This window comes from Streptococcus parasanguinis (genome assembly GCF_047465465.1).
Classification (GTDB): domain Bacteria; phylum Bacillota; class Bacilli; order Lactobacillales; family Streptococcaceae; genus Streptococcus; species Streptococcus parasanguinis_AI.
Genome location: NZ_JASGZU010000002.1, coordinates 1 through 19,014, shown reverse-complemented (window position 1 = coordinate 19,014; position 19,014 = coordinate 1). Strand labels below are relative to the sequence as shown.

Sequence of the window (19,014 nt, the reverse complement as noted above, 5' to 3'; positions counted from 1 at the left end):
TTTTTGTTTCCTTGCGCTATCAAAAAAACCACCCGAAGGTGGCTTTCCTTAATTCTTAGGTTCAGGTTTCCAAACCCATTCGGCTCCGTATTCTGCAAGGAGATCATCGGATGCAGTTGGTCCCATGGATCCAGACTTGTATTCATAGAGCGGTGCTCCATTTTCGGCCCATAGTTTTTCAATCCGGTCAATCAATTGCCATGAAGCACGGACTTCGTGCCAGTGGCTGTAATTGGTTGAGTCATTGTTCAAAACGTCGAAAATTAATTTTTCATAAGGCTCTGGTGAAGCCCCAGTTGCAGTCGCATCTGTTTCATAATCAAAGGAAATTGGTGCGATGCTGAATTTTTCTCCGACCTCTTTTCCGTTGATGCTCAATGAGAAACCTTCATTTGGTTGGATATAAATTGTCAAGACATTTGGTTGCAAGCTATGTCCAAAGATGGAGTCGGTTTGCTTGAAGACCACATTGACCATGGTTCCTTTTTGCGTCAAGCGTTTTCCGGTACGGAAGAAGAAAGGCACACCACGGAAGCGATCGCTATCAACAAAGAATGCCCCAGAAGCATAGGTCTCCGTAGTAGATTCAGGGTCGACATTGGGCTCACTGCGATAAGAGATGTCTTTTTTCCCTTCGATGGTCCCTGAATGGTATTGACCACGGATAAAGAATTTCTTTAATTCTTCATCTGTTGGATTGTGCAATTGCTCAAAAACTTTAACTTTTTCAGCTCGAATCGCATCCTTGGTAAAGGTAGCTGGTTTATCCATGGCAAGCAAAGACAAAAGCTGAAGAGTGTGGTTTTGCACCATATCCCGGAGGGCACCTGAGTGATCATAGTAGCCACCGCGTTCTTCAACACCCAAGCGTTCAGCAAAGGTGATTTGGATATTGTCAATAAAGTCTCGGTTCCATAGGTTATCAAAAATGAGATTGCCGAAACGGATAGCAAAGATGTTTTGGATCATTTCTTTTCCAAGGTAGTGGTCAATTCGGAAGATTTGTTCCTCATCAAAGGTTTCTTCCAATTCCTTGTTGAGCTGACTAGCCGTTTCTAGGTCTGTACCAAAAGGTTTTTCAACAATCAGTCGCTCAAAACCTTGTCCATCGACAATCCCTTCTGATTTCAGGTGTTTGGCAATAGTTCCAAAAAATTGAGGGGCCATGGACAAGAAGAAGACCTTGTTGTGTTCTGTTTGGTATTTTTCATCCAAGCTATTTTGCAATTCACGCAGAGCGATGTAATGTTCGGTATCATTGACATCATGACTTTGATAGTAGAAATGACTGGCGAATTCTTGGGCTTGTTGAGGGCTATCTGCGAGGTCTGTGATGGATTCTACCACGACTGATTCAAAATATTCTTTGCTCCATGGTCTACGGGCTGTTCCGATAACCGCAAAGTGTTCAGATAGATTTCCTGATTTATAGAGTCTAAAAAGGGATGGGTAGAGTTTGCGATTGGCTAAATCTCCACTGGCCCCGAAAATGGTTACAATAACTTTTGAAGACATTTAAGTACCTATTTCCTATTTTATTAACCATATTTTACCATAAAATCTACAAGATTTCCTATACAGAAACTAAGTTCCTCACAATTTCTAATTGAGTGTGACTCGGTGAAAGAAAAAGCTAGAACACAGGTAAGTTCTAGCTTTCATGTTGAAAACAAAGTATTAAAAAACTTTCCTTAAGTGAGTACGGACGTCAGCGAACTTCTTCGAAGTTCCATGACTTAGTTTTGAGCCTAAGGTCTCAAAACTCCCGAGTGCTTGAAATGGTAATGGTTCAAGCACTTTTCTCACGGCGGAAAGTTTCAGTATTTTCTTGATCATTAAAAAATAGAACTAATTTTTCTTTCTTAATAAAATCACTTAACTCATTTTACAAATAAAGTTTTTCAACGTTCTAAAAGCTAGAACCAATGTGAATTCTAGCTTGAACAGTTATAAGATGTTTGGATCTACAACGGCAGCTCCATCAGAATACGCGGTAGACATAAGGATTAGACGGTTTTGTAATGGTTTGACAATCCGTAATGTGGAGGACAGGCAAGCTTTGCTTGAGCTGTTTGTGGTATTCAATGGACAAGGTTCCTTTTGCATGGATCCAGGTATTGTTGTCAAAATGTTGAGGAGCACCGGTTGTTAAAAGACCGTAGACACCCGAGTCTGCGATACAGTGGATGATCCCAAATCGAAAGAGGAATTGACTGTCTTTGTTATTAGGGTCATTGTAAACAAAACCGGTCAACTCGATAGTCTTTCCCGCAAATTGGTCTGGATAATCATAAATGACTTCCATGACTTCCATATAATTTTCAGTGGTCACCTGGATCACTTTTTTATCAACATATTTCTTAGCTGCCTGCTTCATCTCTGACTCATAGGCGGACTTAGTGAAATAGCTACTGGTATCCGGTTTGAGATACTGGGTTGTTGTCCCTTCATCCTGTTGAATTTCTTTGGAAGAACCTGCTGCCACTGGGAAGTGATAGCCTTTGGCAGAGACAGTTTGAGAATCCAGCGTCACTGTTGGGAAAAATAAGCCGACAAATAAAGGAATACAGAGCAAGAAGATACTCGCCACTTTTGCCCATAAGCCGGATAGATGACTATGGATTTTCATTTGTTTGACCCAGATAATCAGCTGCACAAGAGCTAAAACGAAGGACAAAAACATGGAAATATAAGCCAAGTAAGAATAGTGTAAGTTGATGTATTGATTGAGCTTACCGGATAATTGAAGATACATGGTGAGCTCAAAATAACCTGCTAAGATCAAAAATCGTATCATAAAGCTACCCCCACAATCCAAGAGTATAGGAGCACAACTCCACAGACAATTCCGATAAATTGCCAGATAAAACGGGTCTTGAGATAATTTTTCATCATGAGGAGATTCTTGACATCAAGCATGGGTCCAATCACCAGAAAGGCCAGCACCGGCGCTACTCCAAAACTACTCAGAAGAGAGGAGCCGATAAAGGCGTCTGCCTCGCTACAAAGTGAGAGGAGGAAGGACAAGGCCATAAGGAGGAGAATAGCAATAACCGGTGTCGCACTGATTGAAGTGAGGATACGTGTTGGGACATAGACTTGGACGAAGCTTGCAAAAAGACAACCGAATACCAAGTAGCGTCCTGTATCAAAGAATTCATCAATTGCCTGCACCAAGACTTGAAAGAGCTTTTGGCCTTTGCTTAAATCGCTAAAATCATGTTCATGCACAGGCTTGCGATGTTCTTTTTGGATTGAATCTGTCTGAATAAAGCCAAGGAAGATCCCTAGTACCGTTGCGACCAGTAGGGAACCAAGGGCTCGATAGAGGGCCATCTTAATAGAATTCCCAAAGGCTGAATAGGTCGCAAAGAGAACGATGGGATTGATGACAGGTGCTGTCACCAGAAAGGGAACAGCAGTATAACTTGGAACTTTCTTTTCTAGAAAGCGATTGATAATGGGAACAATTCCGCATTCACAGGAAGGAAAGATAAAGCCGATAAAGGTCCCAAAGAAGATTCGCCCAAATTTATTTTTGGGAAGAAAACGGTAAACCTTCTCAGGTGTGACATAAACCTCAATCATTCCTGAAATGATACTTCCGATCAGGACAAAGGGCAGGGCCTCGATGATAATCGAGAGAAAAATAGCCCCAGCCTGCAAGACGCTAGAGGGAAAGTGTTGAAAGAATGTCATTACTTAGCCTTCTTTGCATCTTTAGCAGCCGTTTCTGCTTTCTTTTTTTCTTCGGGGAATTCAACTGTTTTTTCTAGATCTGGAAAACTTGCAAAGTTTTCAAACATTTTATCAAGATCATCTGTCTTAGAAAATTTAATAGCCATTTTTGGGCCTCCTTTTTCGTTTTCTATCATTATAACAAAAAGGAAAGATCAAGGGGGAAATAGAGCATAAAAGACAAGGAGGAAACTTCTACAAAACCCTAGCAAATAGGTGGCTAGAAGCCTTGGCTACGGTAAAATATGCTATAATAGAAGCTATGGATAAATATGAAAAAATAGCCCAAGAATTGGGTGTTAGCTTAAAACAAATCGATACCGTATTGAGTCTGACCGCAGAAGGCTCAACCATTCCCTTCATTGCTCGCTATCGAAAAGATATGACGGGAAATTTAGATGAAGTAGCGATCAAGGCTATTTTTGATCGGGACAAATCCTTAACAGCTCTAGCTGAACGAAAGGAAACCGTCCTTGCTAAGATTGAGGAACAAGGCAAACTGACAGAGGCGCTCAAGCAGGCCATTGAAGCTGCTGAGAAATTAGCAGATGTCGAAGAGCTTTATCTACCTTATAAGGAAAAACGGCGGACCAAGGCCACGATTGCCCGAGAAGCAGGACTTTTCCCCTTGGCACGTCTCATCCTACAAAATAGTCCAAACTTGGAAGTAGAGGCACAGAAATTTACCTGTGAGACCTTCCCAACTGAAACCGCTGCTTTAACTGGTGCAGTGGATATTCTGGTAGAGGCTATTTCAGAGGATACCCAATTGCGGGCCCTTACCTATCAAGAAATTCATGGTCATTCCCTCATGACGTCAACCTTGAAGGATGAAAGCTTAGATCCTAAGAGAACCTTTGAAATCTACTATGATTTTTCTGAGAAGATTAAGAGTATGCAGGGCTACCGGACCCTGGCTCTCAATCGTGGGGAAAAATTGGGGGTTCTTAAAGTCGGATTTGAGCACCATCTGGATCGAATCATTCGCATCTTTGAAGCCCGTTTTAAAAGCAAAAATGCCTATGTCGATGACGTTATTCAGCAAGCGGTTAAGAAAAAAATCGTACCTGCGATTGAACGTCGAATTCGGACAGAGTTGACAGAGGTGGCAGAAGACGGTGCCATTCAATTGTTCTCTGAAAATCTACGGAATCTATTGCTTATCCCTCCATTAAAAGGGCGCGTGGTCCTTGGATTTGACCCAGCTTTTCGGACCGGTGCCAAATTAGCGGTTGTCGATGAGACAGGCAAAATGCTTGCCACCCAGGTTATCTATCCGGTTGCCCCTGCAAAACCAGCTCAGATCGAGCAGGCCAAGAAAGATTTGTCCTCCTTGATCAAGGAGTTTGACGTAGAGATTATTGCAATCGGGAATGGAACCGCTAGCCGTGAAAGTGAGGCCTTCGTCGCTGAAGTGCTTCATGACCATCCAGGGGTTCGCTATGTCATTGTCAATGAAAGCGGAGCTTCTATCTACTCAGCTAGTGAGTTGGCCCGTCATGAGTTCCCAGAATTAACCGTTGAAAAACGCTCGGCCATCTCCATTGCCCGTCGTCTGCAAGATCCCTTAGCAGAATTGGTGAAAATCGATGCCAAATCCATCGGTGTCGGTCAATACCAGCACGATGTCAATCAGAAAAAATTGACGGAAAGTTTGGATTTCGTGGTAGATACGGTCGTCAACCAAGTTGGGGTTAATATCAATACCGCTAGTCCCTCTCTCTTAGCGCATGTAGCAGGGCTTAATAAGACCATCTCTGAAAATATCGTGAAATACCGGGAAGAAGAAGGAATGATCCTTTCACGCGCGCAGATTAAAAAAGTCCCTCGTCTCGGAGCCAAGGCTTTCGAGCAGGCAGCGGGATTCTTACGCATTCCTGAAAGTAAAAACATCTTGGACAATACTGGCGTCCACCCTGAAAGTTACAAGGAAGTTGAAAAACTTTTTGAACTCCTTGGGATTACCGAACTGGATGAATCTGCTCAAGAAAAATTAAAAGCTGTCAAGATAGAGGAAATGTCGACCCAGCTAGAACTGGGGCCGGAAACCCTGAAAGATATCATTGCTGATCTCCTAAAACCAGGTCGTGATTTGCGAGATTCCTTTGATGCACCAGTGCTCCGTCAGGATGTCTTGGATATTAAAGATCTCCACATTGGTCAAAAATTAGAAGGGGTTGTGCGCAATGTGGTTGATTTCGGAGCCTTTGTCGATATTGGCATTCACGAGGATGGCTTGATTCATATCTCCCATATGAGCAATCAATTTATCAAGCATCCAAGCCAAGTCGTCTCTGTAGGAGATGTAGTGACGGTCTGGGTGAAGAAGATCGACGTGGAACGTGAAAAAGTCAACCTCAGTTTGGTAGCACCGAATGAATCTGACTGACTATGTACGCCAGGTATCTCTGGAAGATTTTGGTAGGGAATTCCGCCATCAAGCAGTGTGGAATCCGCGTCTGCAAACCACAGGAGGCCGTTTCTTTCCTAAGGATCGGCATCTTGATTTCAACCCCAAGATTTACCAGACTTTCGGATTAGAGACCTTTCGGAAAATCGTCCGCCATGAGCTCTGCCATTACCATCTTTACGACCAAGGAAAAGGCTATCGCCACAAAGATCTAGCCTTTAAACAGCTCCTTCAGCAAGTGGATGGACTTCGATTCACACCACCGCTACCAGAAAAATCGAGAAAAAAGCGAGTTTATCTCTACCGATGTTCTCATTGTAGACAAGAGTATAGGCGAAAGCGAAAAATCGATCTGAAGAAATATGCTTGCGGTCGCTGTCACGGTCGTCTGCAACTCCTTGAAATGAGACAGGAATGAGAATCGGTCTTTAGGCGGATCTCTTTCTAGTTAGACTCTGCTAAAATAGGTCTAACTAGAAAGAGGAAAATCAAATGACATCATCATTTTACAAATCAAAACGCCACCGCCTGGTTTCAGGTGTGCTAGCTGGGCTGGCTGATAAATTTGATCTGAGTGTAACGCTGCTACGCTTCTTGTTTATTCTTTTTACGGTCTCTCATGCCTTTATCGGTGTAATTATCTACTTGCTGTTAGATACGACCTTACCTTATAAGGACGAAGAGGAGCAGGAAATATTTGACGATGGCCCTCGACCTCGTCGGAGAAAAGAGGCCGAACCCATTCATGATCAGAATGATAGTCCGTTTTTCTAAAAGGAGATCCGGATGAAGCAGAAGTTCTATTACCTTGCTTTTATTCTATATCTCTTCTTCAGTTTTATAGGACAGTTTTTCATTTTAAATCGTGTTTTTGGTGAAGGAGTTGGAACAGTTTTTATCGGAATGGCCCTTTATCCACTGGGCATTTGGAATAGTCTCTTCTACCTCTTGTTTCTGTCAACAGAAATGGCTAGAAAGCCACAAATTTATCGGTTTTCGATTTTATTTCTGCCGATGTTGTGCCTGGTTTTGTCCTTGTTGGGGGGAGGACCTACCGCCTTTATGCTCGGCTTGATCGCATTTCCTTCAAATGCGGTGGTCTATGCTGTCTCGACTGGAATCAAATCCATGATTAAAGATTTCTTGCAAGGCTGAAGGCTGGAGCATTCTTCAGATGTTACCATCATTTCCTAGAGGTTAGAGACATTTGTCTTGGCCTCTTTTTAGTCGCATTAAAAAGGAGTTGAAAATGGATCATTCAAATGACACTTCAGTCTCTCGTCTGAAGAGAAAATCTGCTATAATAGAGAGAGAATTTTAAAAGGGAGAATGATATGGCAGTTACTGTTCGCGATATACAGGAAAAGCTTCGTCTGTCAGTTGTTTATGGGGATGATAACCTCTTAAGCAAGGAAATTACGACTGCGGACATCTCACGTCCAGGTCTTGAAATGACGGGCTATTTTGACTATTACACACCTGAGCGGATTCAGCTTGTAGGAATGAAAGAATGGTCCTACCTGGTGAAGATGAGCTCTCACAACCGACATCAAGTTTTACGCAAGATGTTCCAGCCAGAGACACCTGTCATCATTGTCGCGCGGAATTTGGACATTCCAGAAGAAATGTTACGGGCTGCGGAAGAGAAGCAGCTGGCTATTTTAAAGAGCAATGTTGCGACGAGCCGTTTGTCTGGTGAGTTATCCAGTTATTTGGATAGCCGCTTGGCAGAACGTACCAGTGTTCATGGTGTTTTGATGGATATTTATGGGATGGGGGTCTTGATCCAAGGAGATAGCGGGATCGGTAAGAGCGAGACAGCTTTGGAACTTGTCAAGCGGGGTCACCGTCTCGTAGCGGATGACCGAGTCGATATCTATGCGAGAGATGAGATGACCCTTTGGGGAGAGCCTGCTGAAATCCTACGTCACCTACTAGAAATCCGTGGTGTCGGGATTATCGATGTCATGAGTCTATACGGTGCGAGTGCTGTGAAGGATTCTTCACAAGTTCAAATCGACGTTTACCTGGAAAATTATGCTAAGGACCAAACTTATGATCGTCTTGGTAACAACGCAGAAGAGTTAGAAATCGGTGGAGTCACCATTCCTCGTATTCGCATTCCAGTGAAGACAGGTCGAAATATTTCGGTCGTGATTGAAGCAGCAGCCATGAATGTTCGTGCCAAACAAATGGGCTATGATGCCACTAAAACCTTTGAAGAACGTTTGTCCCAGTTGATTAGTCAAAATGAGGTGAAGGAATGAATCCAGTAGCCCTTCAATTAGGTCCGTTCAGTATTCGTTGGTACGCAATTTGTATTGTCTCTGGTTTGATTCTAGCTGTTTATCTTTCCATGAAAGAAGCGCCACGTAAGAAAATTGATCCAGATGCCATCATTGATTTCATTCTGATTGCTTTTCCTCTTGCGATTGTGGGTGCCAGACTCTATTACGTTACTTTCGAATGGGGCTATTATAGCCAGCACCTTGGTGAGATTTTTGCTATTTGGAACGGAGGAATCGCGATTTATGGTGGTCTCTTAACGGGTGCTTTAGTTCTTTATCTTTTCTCTCGTAGACGTTTGATTGAACCGATCGACTTTTTAGATATTGCGGCCCCAAGCGTCATGATTGCCCAGAGCATTGGTCGCTGGGGGAACTTCTTCAACCAGGAAGCTTATGGAGCTACTGTTAAGAGTCTCAACTACCTGCCCTCTTTTATTCGAGACCAAATGTATATAGATGGCAGTTATCGTCAGCCAACTTTCTTATATGAATCCAGTTGGAATCTGTTAGGATTTCTCTTGATCTTGCTTTTTCGTAGAAAACCTCATTTTTTGAGGCAAGGTGAAATCACAGCCTTTTACCTCATTTGGTATGGTTTTGGGCGAATGATTATCGAGGGAATGCGGACGGATAGCTTGATGTTTGCGGGTTTACGTGTTTCCCAGTGGCTATCGATGATCCTGATTCTAGTTGGACTCGCCATTATCGTTTACCAACGTCACAAAAAAGCCCCCTATTATGTAGAAGAAAAGGAGTAACATATGTTTATTGAAATCGCATACGGTCTCTTAGGCCTTGCTTTAGTAGCGTTAGTCATTTACCTGATTTTCTTCCTCTCAAAGATTGGAAAAGTCGTAGATGAGACGCAAAAGACCATCCAAGTCTTAACATCGGATGTCAATGTCACCTTGCATCAGACCAATGATCTATTGGCAAAAGTCAATGTTTTAACGGATGATTTGAATCAAAAAGTGGCAACGATCGACCCCTTGTTTACAGCTGTAGCAGATCTTTCAGAGTCTGTTTCAGATTTGAATGATCAAGCCCGTCAATTAGGTTCCAAAGCTGTATCAGCTGGTGGAAAAACAGTGAAAGCCTCTATCGGATTAAAAGCGATTAAGATGGCTTCAAAATTATTTAAATAGAATCGAGGAAGAATATGGGACGTTTATCTAGTTTATTAATTGGTGTGATTTCAGGTGCTTCAGCAGCCTACTATTTATCAACAGAGCAAGGAAAGAAAGTCACTAAAAAAGTGGTGCGCTTCGTAAAAGATTATCAAGAAGATCCTCAAGAAGTACATGAATCGGTGAAACAAACTGCTAAGGATGTTTCAAAACAAGCAGCAGAAGTGATCCAACAAACCAAAGAAAAAGTTGGTTCTGGAGAAATTACGACAGGAAGTGTTTTGGAATCTGTCAAAGAAAAAACGCAAGATGTGGTTGAAAAATCTCAAGAAGTCTATCACTCATTTAAGGATAAACTTCAAAAAGAAAATCTAAGTGGCAATGACTTGGTTCAATCCATTCGCAAACAAACAGAATCTGAAGACATCGTGTTAGACTTGGATGAAAAAGATTCTGAAGAAGCAGCTGAAGAAGAAACAAAAGAAGTATAAAAAAATGAGGCTCAGTGAGCCTCATTTTTTATGGAAGGTAAGATGGCAATTGGCAGTTAAGTTTTGTCTTCCAATTGTTATTCCAATTAAAAAAATTCGAGTAAATAAAAAAATCAGGAAAACCTGATTTTTATTTTTTTCGTTTATTGTAGTAAATTCGGAATCCTTGAATACTAGCAAAGCTAGAACCAATCGCTAAAGCAAACGCAAAGAAGGTATTCATTTTTGTTGCTAAAAAGATAAAACTAAATACAACCGTCAACACACAGAAAACAGCGATATTTAAAAAATATAGCAATTCACTTAATTGGGGTGTGGGTTCAACTTCAGGAGCATAGTCCTGAATAGGGGTTTCTTGGGTTTGTTTGGTTAATTCGATATAATCGAATTCTTCATCATAGTGTCTTAAATTTCTTACGGGCATTTTCTCTCTCCTAACAGTACTCTATTATTCTATCATGAATTCAGCTATATAAATGTTACAAAAATGTTACAAATTTTACAAAATGAATAAATTTTTCTAGAATATCGGAATTTTTGTTATAATGGTTCTATGAAAAATATTATTATTACAGCAACAGCAGAGAGTGTTGAGCAAGCGCAAGCCCTGATTGATGCAGGGGTTGACCGAATCTATGTCGGTGAAAAAGATTACGGATTACGATTGCCTCAAACTTTAAGCTATGACGAAATAAATCGAATTGCTCAACTAGTCCATGCTGCTGGCAAAGAATTGACAGTGGCTGTAAATGCACTCATGCACCAATCGATGATGGATTCAATCAAGCCTTTCTTAGACTTTTTGAAAGAAATTCAGGCTGATTATATTACTGTCGGAGATGCGGGCGTTTTTTATGTCTTGAAACGAGATGGCTATCCATTCAAAACGATTTACGATGCCTCAACCATGGTCACTTCTAGCCGCCAGATCAACTTCTGGGGAAAACAAGCAGGAGCTTCTGAAGCTGTTTTGGCTCGTGAGATTCCATCTGCCGAATTATTCGTAATGGCTGAGAATCTTCAGATTCCAGCAGAAGTATTGGTCTATGGTGCTAGCATTATTCACCATTCAAAACGACCTCTTCTTCAGAATTATTACAACTTCATCAAGACAGAAGAATCTGTGACCAAAGATCGCGATCTGTTCTTAGCAGAACCAGGAGATCCAAATTCTCATTATTCAGTCTATGAGGACAAACATGGAACCCATATCTTCTCAAATAATGACTTGAATATGATGACCAAATTGTCTGAGTTGGTAGAACATGGCTTTGATCATTGGAAACTCGATGGTGTCTACTGTCCGGGTGAAAACTTTGTCAAGATTACAGAGTACTTTGTCAAGGCCCGTGATTTGATTCAAAAAGGAACATTTACACAGGATCAAGCCTATCTGTTTGATGAAGAAATCCGCAAATTACATCCAGCTAATCGTGGTTTGGATACTGGTTTCTATGATTATGAACCAGATCGTGTAAAATAACAAATAATACTAGGGCTTCTTCGTTTGTGAGTTTTCCTTTTTCAGGGAACGAAGAGGCTATTCATCATATCGACAATCTTGTAAATTGGAGAAAACATGACAAATACAAAAAAACGTCCAGAGGTTTTGGTACCTGCTGGAACATTAGAAAAATTAAAAGTTGCCGTTAATTATGGGGCAGACGCTGTGTTTGTTGGTGGACAAGCCTATGGTTTGCGTAGCCGTGCCGGAAACTTCACCATGGATGAGCTTCGTGAAGGAATTGAGTATGCTCATGCCCGTGGAGTAGATGTGCACGTTGCTTCAAACATGGTGACCCATGAGGGAAATGAACAAGGGGCTGGTGAATGGTTCCGTGAATTACGGGATATGGGCCTTGATGCCGTGATCGTCTCAGACCCTGCCTTGATTGAAATCTGTGCAACTTATGCACCTGGACTCAATATTCACTTGTCTACGCAAGCTTCTGCAACCAATGTGGAGACCTTCCATTTCTGGAAAGAATATGGTTTGACCCGTGTCGTCTTGGCCCGCGAGGTATCCATGGAAGAGTTGGCAGAGATTCGTAAGCGTACCGATCTTGAGATCGAAGCCTTCGTTCATGGAGCGATGTGTATTTCCTACTCCGGACGTTGTACCCTTTCTAACCACATGTCTGACCGGGATGCCAACCGTGGTGGCTGTTCTCAATCTTGCCGTTGGAAATACGACCTTTACGACATGCCATTCGGCCAAGAACGTAAGAGTATCAAAGGGCAAGTCCCAGAAGAATACTCTATGTCAGCCGTTGACATGTGTATGATCGAGAATATTCCAGACATGATTGACAATGGGGTTGATAGCTTGAAGATTGAAGGCCGAATGAAATCTGTCCATTACGTATCAACAGTTGCCAACTGTTACAAGGCTGCTTGCGATGCTTATATGGAAAGTCCAGAAGCCTTTTATGCCATCAAGGATGATTTGATCAATGAATTGTGGAAAGTTGCTCAACGTGAATTGGCAACTGGATTCTACTACCAAACACCGACTGAAAATGAACAATTGTTTGGGGCACGTCGTAAGATTCCTCAATACAAATTTGTAGGAGAAGTAGTAGACTTTGATCCATCTACCATGACCGCGACGATTCGTCAACGGAATGTGATCAATGAAGGGGACCAAGTGGAATTCTACGGACCAGGCTTCCGACATTTTGAATGCCAGATCCAAGACTTACATGATAAGGATGGAGTGAAGATTGATCGCGCACCAAATCCGATGGAACTTCTCACGATCACTGTCCCACAAGAAGTGAAACCGGGAGATATGATTCGTTCTTGTCAAGAAGGTTTGATCAATCTCTACTCAAAAGATGGCGCAAGTAAAACTGTTCGAGTATAACAAAAAAAGAGAGGGTTAAACCTCTCTCAGAATGTAGACAAATCCTATCAGGAAAAGAAAAACTTCTCCTATAGAGTTTGGTTACCATATAGTGAAAACTCTTTGAATCCCTACATAATAGCATTTGTAAGAGTTTTTTTCTGTATAATCAACTTTTAAATTGAATGCATTCTGTTTAGTTTTATTCTTTTCCATAAAGGTAACGACTAGCAATTAACCAAGTAGCAATATACATTATCACGTTAACAAGAAATGCGACAATGATGGCCATATTCCAATCATGGGATAAATTAGTAGTTATAATCCCCATAATTGTTGTACCAAAAAGTCCACCAATTTGTTTGTTAGCGTTTAGAGTTGCACCTGCAATTCCAGATAATTCTTGACCAGCAGCTTCCATAAGAATGGTTGTAGTCGCTGGAGTTAAAACACCGATACCTAGACTCATTAAAGAAAATAAAGGAATTAGGATGTATAGTTGAATTTCATGAAAAAAGACTCCCATTCCAAAAATTCCTGCTGCTCCTACAATGGCAAAAATAATTGAGACAGTAGCTAGGCTCCCCACGGAAAATCGTTTTACAGCACGTGCATAAAATAAATTACCAATAATTAAGACAATCATTCCTGGTAGAATGAGGAGTCCAGAAATCATTGAGGAGAGGTTTAAATAAGTTTGAAAATAAAGACCTAGCACCAAAACGATACCATATAATGAAATATTAACCACTAAGCCCAACAGATTAGAGACAATAAACTTAGCATTTTTTAATAGTTGGTGGGGAACAATAGGTGCTTTACTTTTTTTATCGTGGACTACTAAACCAATAGCAAATAATAAAAACAGGAGAAGAAACAATAAAAGATTTAGGTTAGTATAGCCATATTGATTCCCTTCAACAAGGTAAATAACTAGACTTCCGATAGTTGCAACAAGAAAGATATTACTGAAAATGTCAATTCTGGTCTTTGGATTGGCAATATTGTTTTTCACGAGAAGTAATATAGAAATTACTGTCAAAATTCCCAATGGAATATTGATTAAGAAAATACCCCTCCATCCGAAGTAGTTAATAATTAGTCCACCAATAAAAGAACCAGTACCGGTTGCAACAGAAATAATTGCTGTCCAAATTCCTAACATACGTGCTCTTTTAGTAGAATCAGGGTATGAAATGAATAAAAGTGCTAATGAACTAGGCATAAACAAAGAAGCACCGAAACCTTGAATGAATCTAAGTATAATTAATGTTTCAATATTTGGTGAAAAAGAGCACCCAAATGAGGCAAGTGTAAAAATTGTCATTCCAAATAATAAAATTCGTTTAGAACCATATTTTGTTGTTAGATTTCCTGAAAGTAGGAGTAAAGACCCTAAAGCTAGTGTATAGGCGTTAATAATCCAAATGGATTGCTCTAATGAGACGCTCATAGCTGTTTCAATATGGGGAACAGCAAGAACCACTCCGGTTGTATCTAGGACCGCCATAATGTATCCTAGTGAAAGAATAAAAAGTAGATAAGCTGGCGCTTTTGTATTTGTTTTTTTCATCAAGCTTCCTCCGTTATTTCATCAAACCAATTTTCATTTATCAATCAAAAGCAATATATTTAACTTTCTGAAAACATTTTACTTGAGTATATCCAGTGCCAAAGTATCTTCCATCAGCGCAACCGAGAATATCTTTGATACGGTCAAACTTAGTTATAATATCCATAGTAATTTCCCCTTTCAAATGATATAATTAGCTTATCATGTAATTATTTCTGAAACAAGAAGGGAAAAAAAGTATAGTAACTATCAAAAAAGGAGGAAACGAATGGAGACTTGCATGAAGCAATCTTTGAAAAAATCAATTTGTCCAGCAAGAAGGGTCTTGAATTTACTAAAAGGTAAATTTACTCTTGAGATCTTATCTGAAATTATTGATGGTAATATACATTATAGTAGTCTTTTGCGTAGTGTAGAAGGTATTAATCCTAGAATATTAGCTCAACGGTTACATGATTTCGAGCAAGAAGGTATTTTATCAAGAAAAGTTTTACCGACATCGCCTCCACAGGTTGAATATAAAATGACAAAAAAAGGTATTGCTCTAAGAAGTATCGTTGAAGAAATGAAAAAATGGGAGCAAACTTATGGTGATTAGAGATTAGATTGAATTTACGTAATTTATTACTAATATTTTTCTATAAATAGATAATGTAATTACGAAAGATTTGGTAACCTTTTTAATCAAGGCAACGTCAATACTAGTAGTATGTACTGGAATTTTTTTGATACTCTAATAAATATAGAAATGAGATTGAAAGTAATAAAAACAAACGCCAAAAATGACGTTTGTCTTCAATATAAAAGAGAGGGTTAAACCTCTCCTTTTTGTTGGGCGATGCGAATATTATTGGGGACCAAACTGATTTTCTGGATCTCAGAAATCCGAATAATCGTGGACATACTCTTTTTAAAATTTTTCACGATCAGTTGTCGGCGTTCTTGGTCATACTTGACAATATCACCTGTAAAACTCTTGTTTGAAAAAATAACATGAACCCCTTGTTTTTTTCGCAAAGCTTGTTGAATGATTTCAATAATTCTCTCATCTTCTAATGGGGCAGGGGTACTGACTTTTCCATTGAAAAATTCATTTGCTCGGTCTTTAACGATCTCGAGAAATTTTTTCATAGCTAAATTCTCCATAACTTGATACAATATATTATAGATAATTTCAACGATTTTGTAAATGATTTACGAATAATAGAGATGAGAAGGCAAGAAAGGAGTCGTGAAATGGCAGAATTTTCATTCCAAATCGAAGAACATTTACTGGTCTTGTCAGAAAATGACAAGGGTTGGACCAAGGAATTGAACCGTGTAAGTTTTAACGGTGCTCCAGCTAAGTATGATATCCGGACCTGGAGTCCCGACCATACAAAGATGGGGAAAGGCATTACACTCACGAACGAAGAGTTTCAAGTTATGCTCGATGCATTTAAAAATTAAAATAAAAAGAGGTCCTTCAAGGACTTCTTTTTTTGTTATAGTCTAAGACTATATAGATGTCAAAGATATTAGATTATCCCAAACCCTTGTTTATCAAGTGTTAGACTGCTATAATGGTTGCATTGATGAATTAATGTAAAATTTATAGGAAAGAGGAATTCATATTGACACCTACACATGCACCTTATCGCGTAGACCATGTTGGTTCATTTCTTCGTCCAGCCGTTTTGGTTCAAGCTCGTGAAGATTTCGCAGCTGGAAAAATCAGTCAGGCTGACTTAACAAAAGTAGAAGATCAGGAGATTCGTGACCTCGTTGAAAAAGAAATTGCTGCTGGTCTGAAGTCAGTAACAGATGGAGAATTCCGCCGTGCTTATTGGCATTTGGATTTCTTCTGGGGCTTTGGGGGTATTGATCATGTCCAAGCTGCTCAAGGCTATCAATTCCATGATGAAACAACCAAGGCGGACTCAGCACTTGTCGTTGGAAAAATTACAGGAGCCAATCATCCATTTGTAGAGCATTACAAGTTCTTGCGTGATCTTGTAGCAGATGTAGATGGTGTAGAGGCTAAATATACCATTCCAGCACCTGCGCAATTCTATTTTGAATTGATCCGTGATGCAGAACATGTAGAGCAATTGAATACCATCTATCCTGATTTTGCGGCTGTTCGTGAAGACATCAAGCAAGCCTATCTTCAAGTGATTCAAGATTTGTATGATGCAGGACTTCGGACTCTTCAAGTGGATGACTGTACGTGGGGTGTCTTGGTAGATGATCATTTCTTGACGGCTTGGGGAGCAGCTCAAGGCAAGTCAAAAGATGAGGTTCGCCGGGAACTCGCTGATCTCTTCTTGACCTTTAACAACGATGTCTACCAAAATGTTCCAGCTGGTTTGACCGTCAATACACACGTTTGTCGTGGGAACTTCCATTCCACCTGGGCTTCATCAGGTGGCTATGCACCGATTGCCAAAGAACTCCTTGGAGAAGAAGCGGTCAATGCGTACTTCCTTGAGTTTGATACCGATCGTGCTGGTGGTTTTGAACCACTTGCAGAAGTGACCCCTGGAAAAGGAGTGGTGTTAGGCCTCTTGACATCTAAGAGTGGTCAACTGGAGAACAAGGATGAAGTCATCGCTCGTATTAAAGAAGCGAGTCAGTATGTACCTTTAGAAAATCTTTACCTGTCTACTCAGTGTGGATTTGCTTCAACAGAAGAAGGAAACATTTTGACAGAAGAAGACCAATGGAAAAAAATAGGTTTGATTAAAGAAATTGTCGCTGAAGTTTGGGGCGAATAAGGAGGAAGAAACATGTCAGATTTACTAAGTATTTATAAAGAATTGCAAGCTAAAAAATGGGTGGATTTGAGTCATCAGATCAATGCGGAAAGTCCACACTTCCCAGCCCTTCCTGCTTTACAACAAGAAGATCTCTTCACACTAAAAGATGGTTTTCATGTTCAAAAATTTACAGTGGTTGGTCAATACGGTACGCATATCGATGCACCAATTCACTTTGTAGAAGGTGGACGTTGGTTAGATGAGATTGCCCTTAAAGATCTCCTCTTGCCACTCTATGTTATCGACAAGTCTAAAGAAGTTGCTGTGAATCCAAACTTTATCTTGAGCAAACAAGATATCTTAGACTTTGAAGCAGAGTATGGACAAATTGAAGAAGGGGCCTTTGTGGCCTTCCGTAGTGATTGGTCAAAACGTTGGCCGGATCAAGATGCTATGCGCAACCTTGATGAAAATGGGGTTCAACAAAGCCCAGGATGGAGCCGTGAAGCTCTGGAATTCTTGATTCATGAACGCCATGTCAAGGCTGTGGGGCATGAAACCTTTGATACCGATGCGGGTATTCCAGCAGCAGAGCATGGCTTGGTCAATGAATACTACCTCTTGGAACAAAACATCTACCAAGTTGAAGTCTTGAACCACTTGGATCAAGTCCCAGCTGTAGGTGCCTTGATTTCGATTGCTTTCCCTCATTGGGACAAGGCAACTGGTTCACCGGTTCGTGCCATTGCCATCTTACCATAAACAAAGAAAAAAGCTTGAAGACAGACGTCACATTTGGACGTTTGTCTTTTTGTATTTTCGAAACTATTTTCGTTATCATCTGATATTCCATACAAAAACCTGATTTAGAGAAAATAAAAAGGGATATTCGTTAATTATTTCACCAATGTTTTAAGATGAAGGCGAACCGGTGTAAGCCAAATCTTTATAGGGCTTACACAAAGAAAAGACCCTAGAATCTTGTATTCTAGGGTCTTTTCTCAATCTGAGAGAGCCAAAAGGATCTCTCTTTGTTAGTTGAACTATTTTTTAAAATGCATTGAAAGTCTATTTCGTTAGAAGATTGACTATTTTTAATTGAGAAATTATTGACGAGTCAATTTCCGTTTGATTCCAACAGCACCTGCTAAGACAAGAATTCCTGAGAAGACAAGTCCAGATGCAACAACTTCACCTGTATTTGGAAGAAGTGGTTTGCGACCTCCACCATTGTTTCCACCATTTGAACCAGGCGCATTTGGTGTCGTTGTGGTACCAGAATAACTAGGTTTATTTGGATTTTCTGTTGTAGATGAAGAAGTCTTAGGTTCTACAGTTGTAGTCGTAGTGGTTGTTGTATCTTCCTCACTACTATTATGATTTTCTGGTTCCTCTGGTGTTGTAGTAGGAGGAGTCTCAGGTGTTGTAGTTACAGTAGTCTTAGGCTCTTGAGTCGTAGTTGTAGTAGTAGTCGGCTCTTGAGTCGTAGTGGTTGTGGTAGTCGGCTCTTGAGTCGTAGTGGTTGTGGTAGTCGGCTCTTGAGTCGTAGTGGTTGTGGTAGTCGGCTCTTGAGTCGTAGTTGTAGTAGTAGTCGGCTCTTGAGTCGTAGTGGTTGTGGTAGTCGGCTCTTGAGTCGTAGTGGTTGTGGTAGTCGGCTCTTGAGTCGTAGTGGTTGTGGTAGTCGGCTCTTGAGTCGTAGTTGTAGTAGTAGTCGGCTCTTGAGTCGTAGTTGTAGTAGTAGTCGGCTCTTGAGTCGTAGTTGTAGTAGTAGTCGGCTCTTGAGTCGTAGTTGTAGTAGTAGTCG

At 40.6% G+C, this 19,014-nt stretch carries 22 protein-coding genes; 14 read left to right on the top strand and 8 right to left on the bottom strand.

Going from position 1 to position 19,014, the window contains the following annotated elements; all coding sequences use genetic code 11:
• Positions 1 to 48: 48 nt before the first annotated feature.
• The 4 genes from zwf to QM351_RS04515 form a co-directional block, all read right to left on the bottom strand.
• Positions 49 to 1,515 carry a glucose-6-phosphate dehydrogenase gene (gene zwf / locus QM351_RS04530; RefSeq protein WP_414326734.1) on the bottom strand — a complete coding sequence of 489 codons (1,467 nt, stop codon included), beginning with the start codon at positions 1,513 to 1,515 and terminating at the stop codon, positions 49 to 51.
• Between the two features lie 466 nt (positions 1,516 to 1,981).
• Positions 1,982 to 2,797 carry a TIGR03943 family putative permease subunit gene (locus tag QM351_RS04525; RefSeq protein ID WP_021153598.1) on the bottom strand — a complete coding sequence of 272 codons (816 nt, stop codon included), beginning with the start codon at positions 2,795 to 2,797 and terminating at the stop codon, positions 1,982 to 1,984.
• Positions 2,794 to 3,699, bottom strand: a complete 906-nt coding sequence (locus QM351_RS04520) for a permease (protein WP_414326732.1) — start codon at positions 3,697 to 3,699, stop codon at positions 2,794 to 2,796. The genes QM351_RS04525 and QM351_RS04520 overlap by 4 nt, the downstream gene beginning before the upstream one ends.
• Complete coding sequence (locus QM351_RS04515) at positions 3,699 to 3,845, bottom strand: SPJ_0845 family protein (protein WP_009731407.1); 147 nt, start codon at positions 3,843 to 3,845, stop codon at positions 3,699 to 3,701. Before QM351_RS04515 ends, QM351_RS04520 begins: the two co-directional genes overlap by 1 nt.
• A gap of 155 nt (positions 3,846 to 4,000) precedes the next feature.
• Here QM351_RS04515 and QM351_RS04510 point away from each other — a divergent pair, with 155 nt between their 5' ends.
• From QM351_RS04510 to QM351_RS04475, 8 genes are all read left to right on the top strand, one after another.
• Positions 4,001 to 6,127 (top strand): Tex family protein, encoded by a 2,127-nt coding sequence (locus QM351_RS04510; RefSeq protein WP_414327016.1) that lies wholly within the window; start codon positions 4,001 to 4,003, stop codon positions 6,125 to 6,127.
• The gene (locus QM351_RS04505; RefSeq protein WP_414326730.1) at positions 6,114 to 6,566 is read left to right on the top strand and encodes a SprT family protein; all 453 of its coding nucleotides are present in this window, start codon (positions 6,114 to 6,116) and stop codon (positions 6,564 to 6,566) included. The genes QM351_RS04510 and QM351_RS04505 overlap by 14 nt, the downstream gene beginning before the upstream one ends.
• Positions 6,567 to 6,640: 74 nt before the next feature.
• Entirely contained in the window at positions 6,641 to 6,922 is a 282-nt protein-coding gene (locus tag QM351_RS04500; RefSeq protein WP_414326728.1) for a PspC domain-containing protein, read from the top strand.
• 12 nt (positions 6,923 to 6,934) lie between these two features.
• On the top strand, positions 6,935 to 7,303 hold the full coding sequence (locus tag QM351_RS04495) for a hypothetical protein (protein WP_414326727.1): 369 nt from the start codon (positions 6,935 to 6,937) through the stop codon (positions 7,301 to 7,303).
• A gap of 179 nt (positions 7,304 to 7,482) precedes the next feature.
• Positions 7,483 to 8,415 (top strand): HPr(Ser) kinase/phosphatase, encoded by a 933-nt coding sequence (hprK, locus tag QM351_RS04490; protein ID WP_150906381.1) that lies wholly within the window; start codon positions 7,483 to 7,485, stop codon positions 8,413 to 8,415.
• Entirely contained in the window at positions 8,412 to 9,194 is a 783-nt protein-coding gene (gene lgt / locus QM351_RS04485; RefSeq protein WP_414326726.1) for a prolipoprotein diacylglyceryl transferase, read from the top strand. Before hprK ends, lgt begins: the two co-directional genes overlap by 4 nt.
• A 3-nt stretch (positions 9,195 to 9,197) precedes the next feature.
• The gene (locus QM351_RS04480; RefSeq protein WP_414326725.1) at positions 9,198 to 9,581 is read left to right on the top strand and encodes a DUF948 domain-containing protein; all 384 of its coding nucleotides are present in this window, start codon (positions 9,198 to 9,200) and stop codon (positions 9,579 to 9,581) included.
• A gap of 14 nt (positions 9,582 to 9,595) precedes the next feature.
• A complete protein-coding gene (locus QM351_RS04475) occupies positions 9,596 to 10,054 on the top strand; it encodes a YtxH domain-containing protein (protein WP_414326724.1) in 459 nt (152 codons plus the stop codon).
• A 130-nt stretch (positions 10,055 to 10,184) separates the two neighbouring features.
• Here the strand turns inward: QM351_RS04475 and QM351_RS04470 are convergent, their stop codons facing one another.
• A complete protein-coding gene (locus QM351_RS04470; protein ID WP_201036687.1) occupies positions 10,185 to 10,478 on the bottom strand; it encodes a DUF3270 family protein in 294 nt (97 codons plus the stop codon).
• Between the two features lie 129 nt (positions 10,479 to 10,607).
• On the opposite strand from QM351_RS04470, the gene QM351_RS04465 reads away from it, so the two are divergent.
• Positions 10,608 to 11,537 carry a peptidase U32 family protein gene (locus tag QM351_RS04465; RefSeq protein ID WP_045759685.1) on the top strand — a complete coding sequence of 310 codons (930 nt, stop codon included), beginning with the start codon at positions 10,608 to 10,610 and terminating at the stop codon, positions 11,535 to 11,537.
• 96 nt (positions 11,538 to 11,633) lie between these two features.
• Positions 11,634 to 12,920: a peptidase U32 family protein gene (locus QM351_RS04460; RefSeq protein WP_003002878.1), complete on the top strand. Its 1,287-nt coding sequence runs from the start codon at positions 11,634 to 11,636 to the stop codon at positions 12,918 to 12,920.
• 181 nt (positions 12,921 to 13,101) lie between these two features.
• Here the strand turns inward: QM351_RS04460 and QM351_RS04455 are convergent, their stop codons facing one another.
• Entirely contained in the window at positions 13,102 to 14,472 is a 1,371-nt protein-coding gene (locus QM351_RS04455; protein ID WP_320909888.1) for an MFS transporter, read from the bottom strand.
• Positions 14,473 to 14,740: 268 nt separating this feature from the next.
• Here QM351_RS04455 and QM351_RS04450 point away from each other — a divergent pair, with 268 nt between their 5' ends.
• Positions 14,741 to 15,070: a winged helix-turn-helix transcriptional regulator gene (locus QM351_RS04450; protein ID WP_037607991.1), complete on the top strand. Its 330-nt coding sequence runs from the start codon at positions 14,741 to 14,743 to the stop codon at positions 15,068 to 15,070.
• 215 nt (positions 15,071 to 15,285) lie between these two features.
• On the opposite strand, the gene QM351_RS04445 is transcribed toward QM351_RS04450, so the two are convergent.
• A complete protein-coding gene (locus QM351_RS04445; RefSeq protein WP_013903885.1) occupies positions 15,286 to 15,618 on the bottom strand; it encodes a hypothetical protein in 333 nt (110 codons plus the stop codon).
• A gap of 90 nt (positions 15,619 to 15,708) precedes the next feature.
• On the opposite strand from QM351_RS04445, the gene QM351_RS04440 reads away from it, so the two are divergent.
• From QM351_RS04440 to QM351_RS04430, 3 genes are all read left to right on the top strand, one after another.
• Complete coding sequence (locus tag QM351_RS04440; RefSeq protein ID WP_003002541.1) at positions 15,709 to 15,921, top strand: YdbC family protein; 213 nt, start codon at positions 15,709 to 15,711, stop codon at positions 15,919 to 15,921.
• Between the two features lie 164 nt (positions 15,922 to 16,085).
• Positions 16,086 to 17,228, top strand: a complete 1,143-nt coding sequence (locus tag QM351_RS04435; RefSeq protein ID WP_155199975.1) for a 5-methyltetrahydropteroyltriglutamate--homocysteine S-methyltransferase — start codon at positions 16,086 to 16,088, stop codon at positions 17,226 to 17,228.
• Positions 17,229 to 17,240: 12 nt separating this feature from the next.
• The gene (locus QM351_RS04430; protein WP_155199976.1) at positions 17,241 to 17,972 is read left to right on the top strand and encodes a cyclase family protein; all 732 of its coding nucleotides are present in this window, start codon (positions 17,241 to 17,243) and stop codon (positions 17,970 to 17,972) included.
• 344 nt (positions 17,973 to 18,316) lie between these two features.
• On the opposite strand, the gene QM351_RS04425 is transcribed toward QM351_RS04430, so the two are convergent.
• A partial coding sequence (locus QM351_RS04425) for an LPXTG cell wall anchor domain-containing protein (protein ID WP_414326723.1) occupies positions 18,317 to 19,014 on the bottom strand: 698 nt, incomplete at its 5' end.

What these genes read in the sequence shown, in the direction of transcription:
- zwf (WP_414326734.1), bottom strand. Translation starts at nt 1,515, where the DNA reads ATGTCTTCAAAAGTTATTGTAACCATTTTCGGGGCCAGTGGAGATTTA.
- QM351_RS04525 (WP_021153598.1), bottom strand. Translation starts at nt 2,797, where the DNA reads ATGATACGATTTTTGATCTTAGCAGGTTATTTTGAGCTCACCATGTAT.
- QM351_RS04520 (WP_414326732.1), bottom strand. Translation starts at nt 3,699, where the DNA reads ATGACATTCTTTCAACACTTTCCCTCTAGCGTCTTGCAGGCTGGGGCT.
- QM351_RS04515 (WP_009731407.1), bottom strand. Translation starts at nt 3,845, where the DNA reads ATGGCTATTAAATTTTCTAAGACAGATGATCTTGATAAAATGTTTGAA.
- QM351_RS04510 (WP_414327016.1), top strand. Translation starts at nt 4,001, where the DNA reads ATGGATAAATATGAAAAAATAGCCCAAGAATTGGGTGTTAGCTTAAAA.
- QM351_RS04505 (WP_414326730.1), top strand. Translation starts at nt 6,114, where the DNA reads ATGAATCTGACTGACTATGTACGCCAGGTATCTCTGGAAGATTTTGGT.
- QM351_RS04500 (WP_414326728.1), top strand. Translation starts at nt 6,641, where the DNA reads ATGACATCATCATTTTACAAATCAAAACGCCACCGCCTGGTTTCAGGT.
- QM351_RS04495 (WP_414326727.1), top strand. Translation starts at nt 6,935, where the DNA reads ATGAAGCAGAAGTTCTATTACCTTGCTTTTATTCTATATCTCTTCTTC.
- hprK (WP_150906381.1), top strand. Translation starts at nt 7,483, where the DNA reads ATGGCAGTTACTGTTCGCGATATACAGGAAAAGCTTCGTCTGTCAGTT.
- lgt (WP_414326726.1), top strand. Translation starts at nt 8,412, where the DNA reads ATGAATCCAGTAGCCCTTCAATTAGGTCCGTTCAGTATTCGTTGGTAC.
- QM351_RS04480 (WP_414326725.1), top strand. Translation starts at nt 9,198, where the DNA reads ATGTTTATTGAAATCGCATACGGTCTCTTAGGCCTTGCTTTAGTAGCG.
- QM351_RS04475 (WP_414326724.1), top strand. Translation starts at nt 9,596, where the DNA reads ATGGGACGTTTATCTAGTTTATTAATTGGTGTGATTTCAGGTGCTTCA.
- QM351_RS04470 (WP_201036687.1), bottom strand. Translation starts at nt 10,478, where the DNA reads ATGCCCGTAAGAAATTTAAGACACTATGATGAAGAATTCGATTATATC.
- QM351_RS04465 (WP_045759685.1), top strand. Translation starts at nt 10,608, where the DNA reads ATGAAAAATATTATTATTACAGCAACAGCAGAGAGTGTTGAGCAAGCG.
- QM351_RS04460 (WP_003002878.1), top strand. Translation starts at nt 11,634, where the DNA reads ATGACAAATACAAAAAAACGTCCAGAGGTTTTGGTACCTGCTGGAACA.
- QM351_RS04455 (WP_320909888.1), bottom strand. Translation starts at nt 14,472, where the DNA reads ATGAAAAAAACAAATACAAAAGCGCCAGCTTATCTACTTTTTATTCTT.
- QM351_RS04450 (WP_037607991.1), top strand. Translation starts at nt 14,741, where the DNA reads ATGGAGACTTGCATGAAGCAATCTTTGAAAAAATCAATTTGTCCAGCA.
- QM351_RS04445 (WP_013903885.1), bottom strand. Translation starts at nt 15,618, where the DNA reads ATGGAGAATTTAGCTATGAAAAAATTTCTCGAGATCGTTAAAGACCGA.
- QM351_RS04440 (WP_003002541.1), top strand. Translation starts at nt 15,709, where the DNA reads ATGGCAGAATTTTCATTCCAAATCGAAGAACATTTACTGGTCTTGTCA.
- QM351_RS04430 (WP_155199976.1), top strand. Translation starts at nt 17,241, where the DNA reads ATGTCAGATTTACTAAGTATTTATAAAGAATTGCAAGCTAAAAAATGG.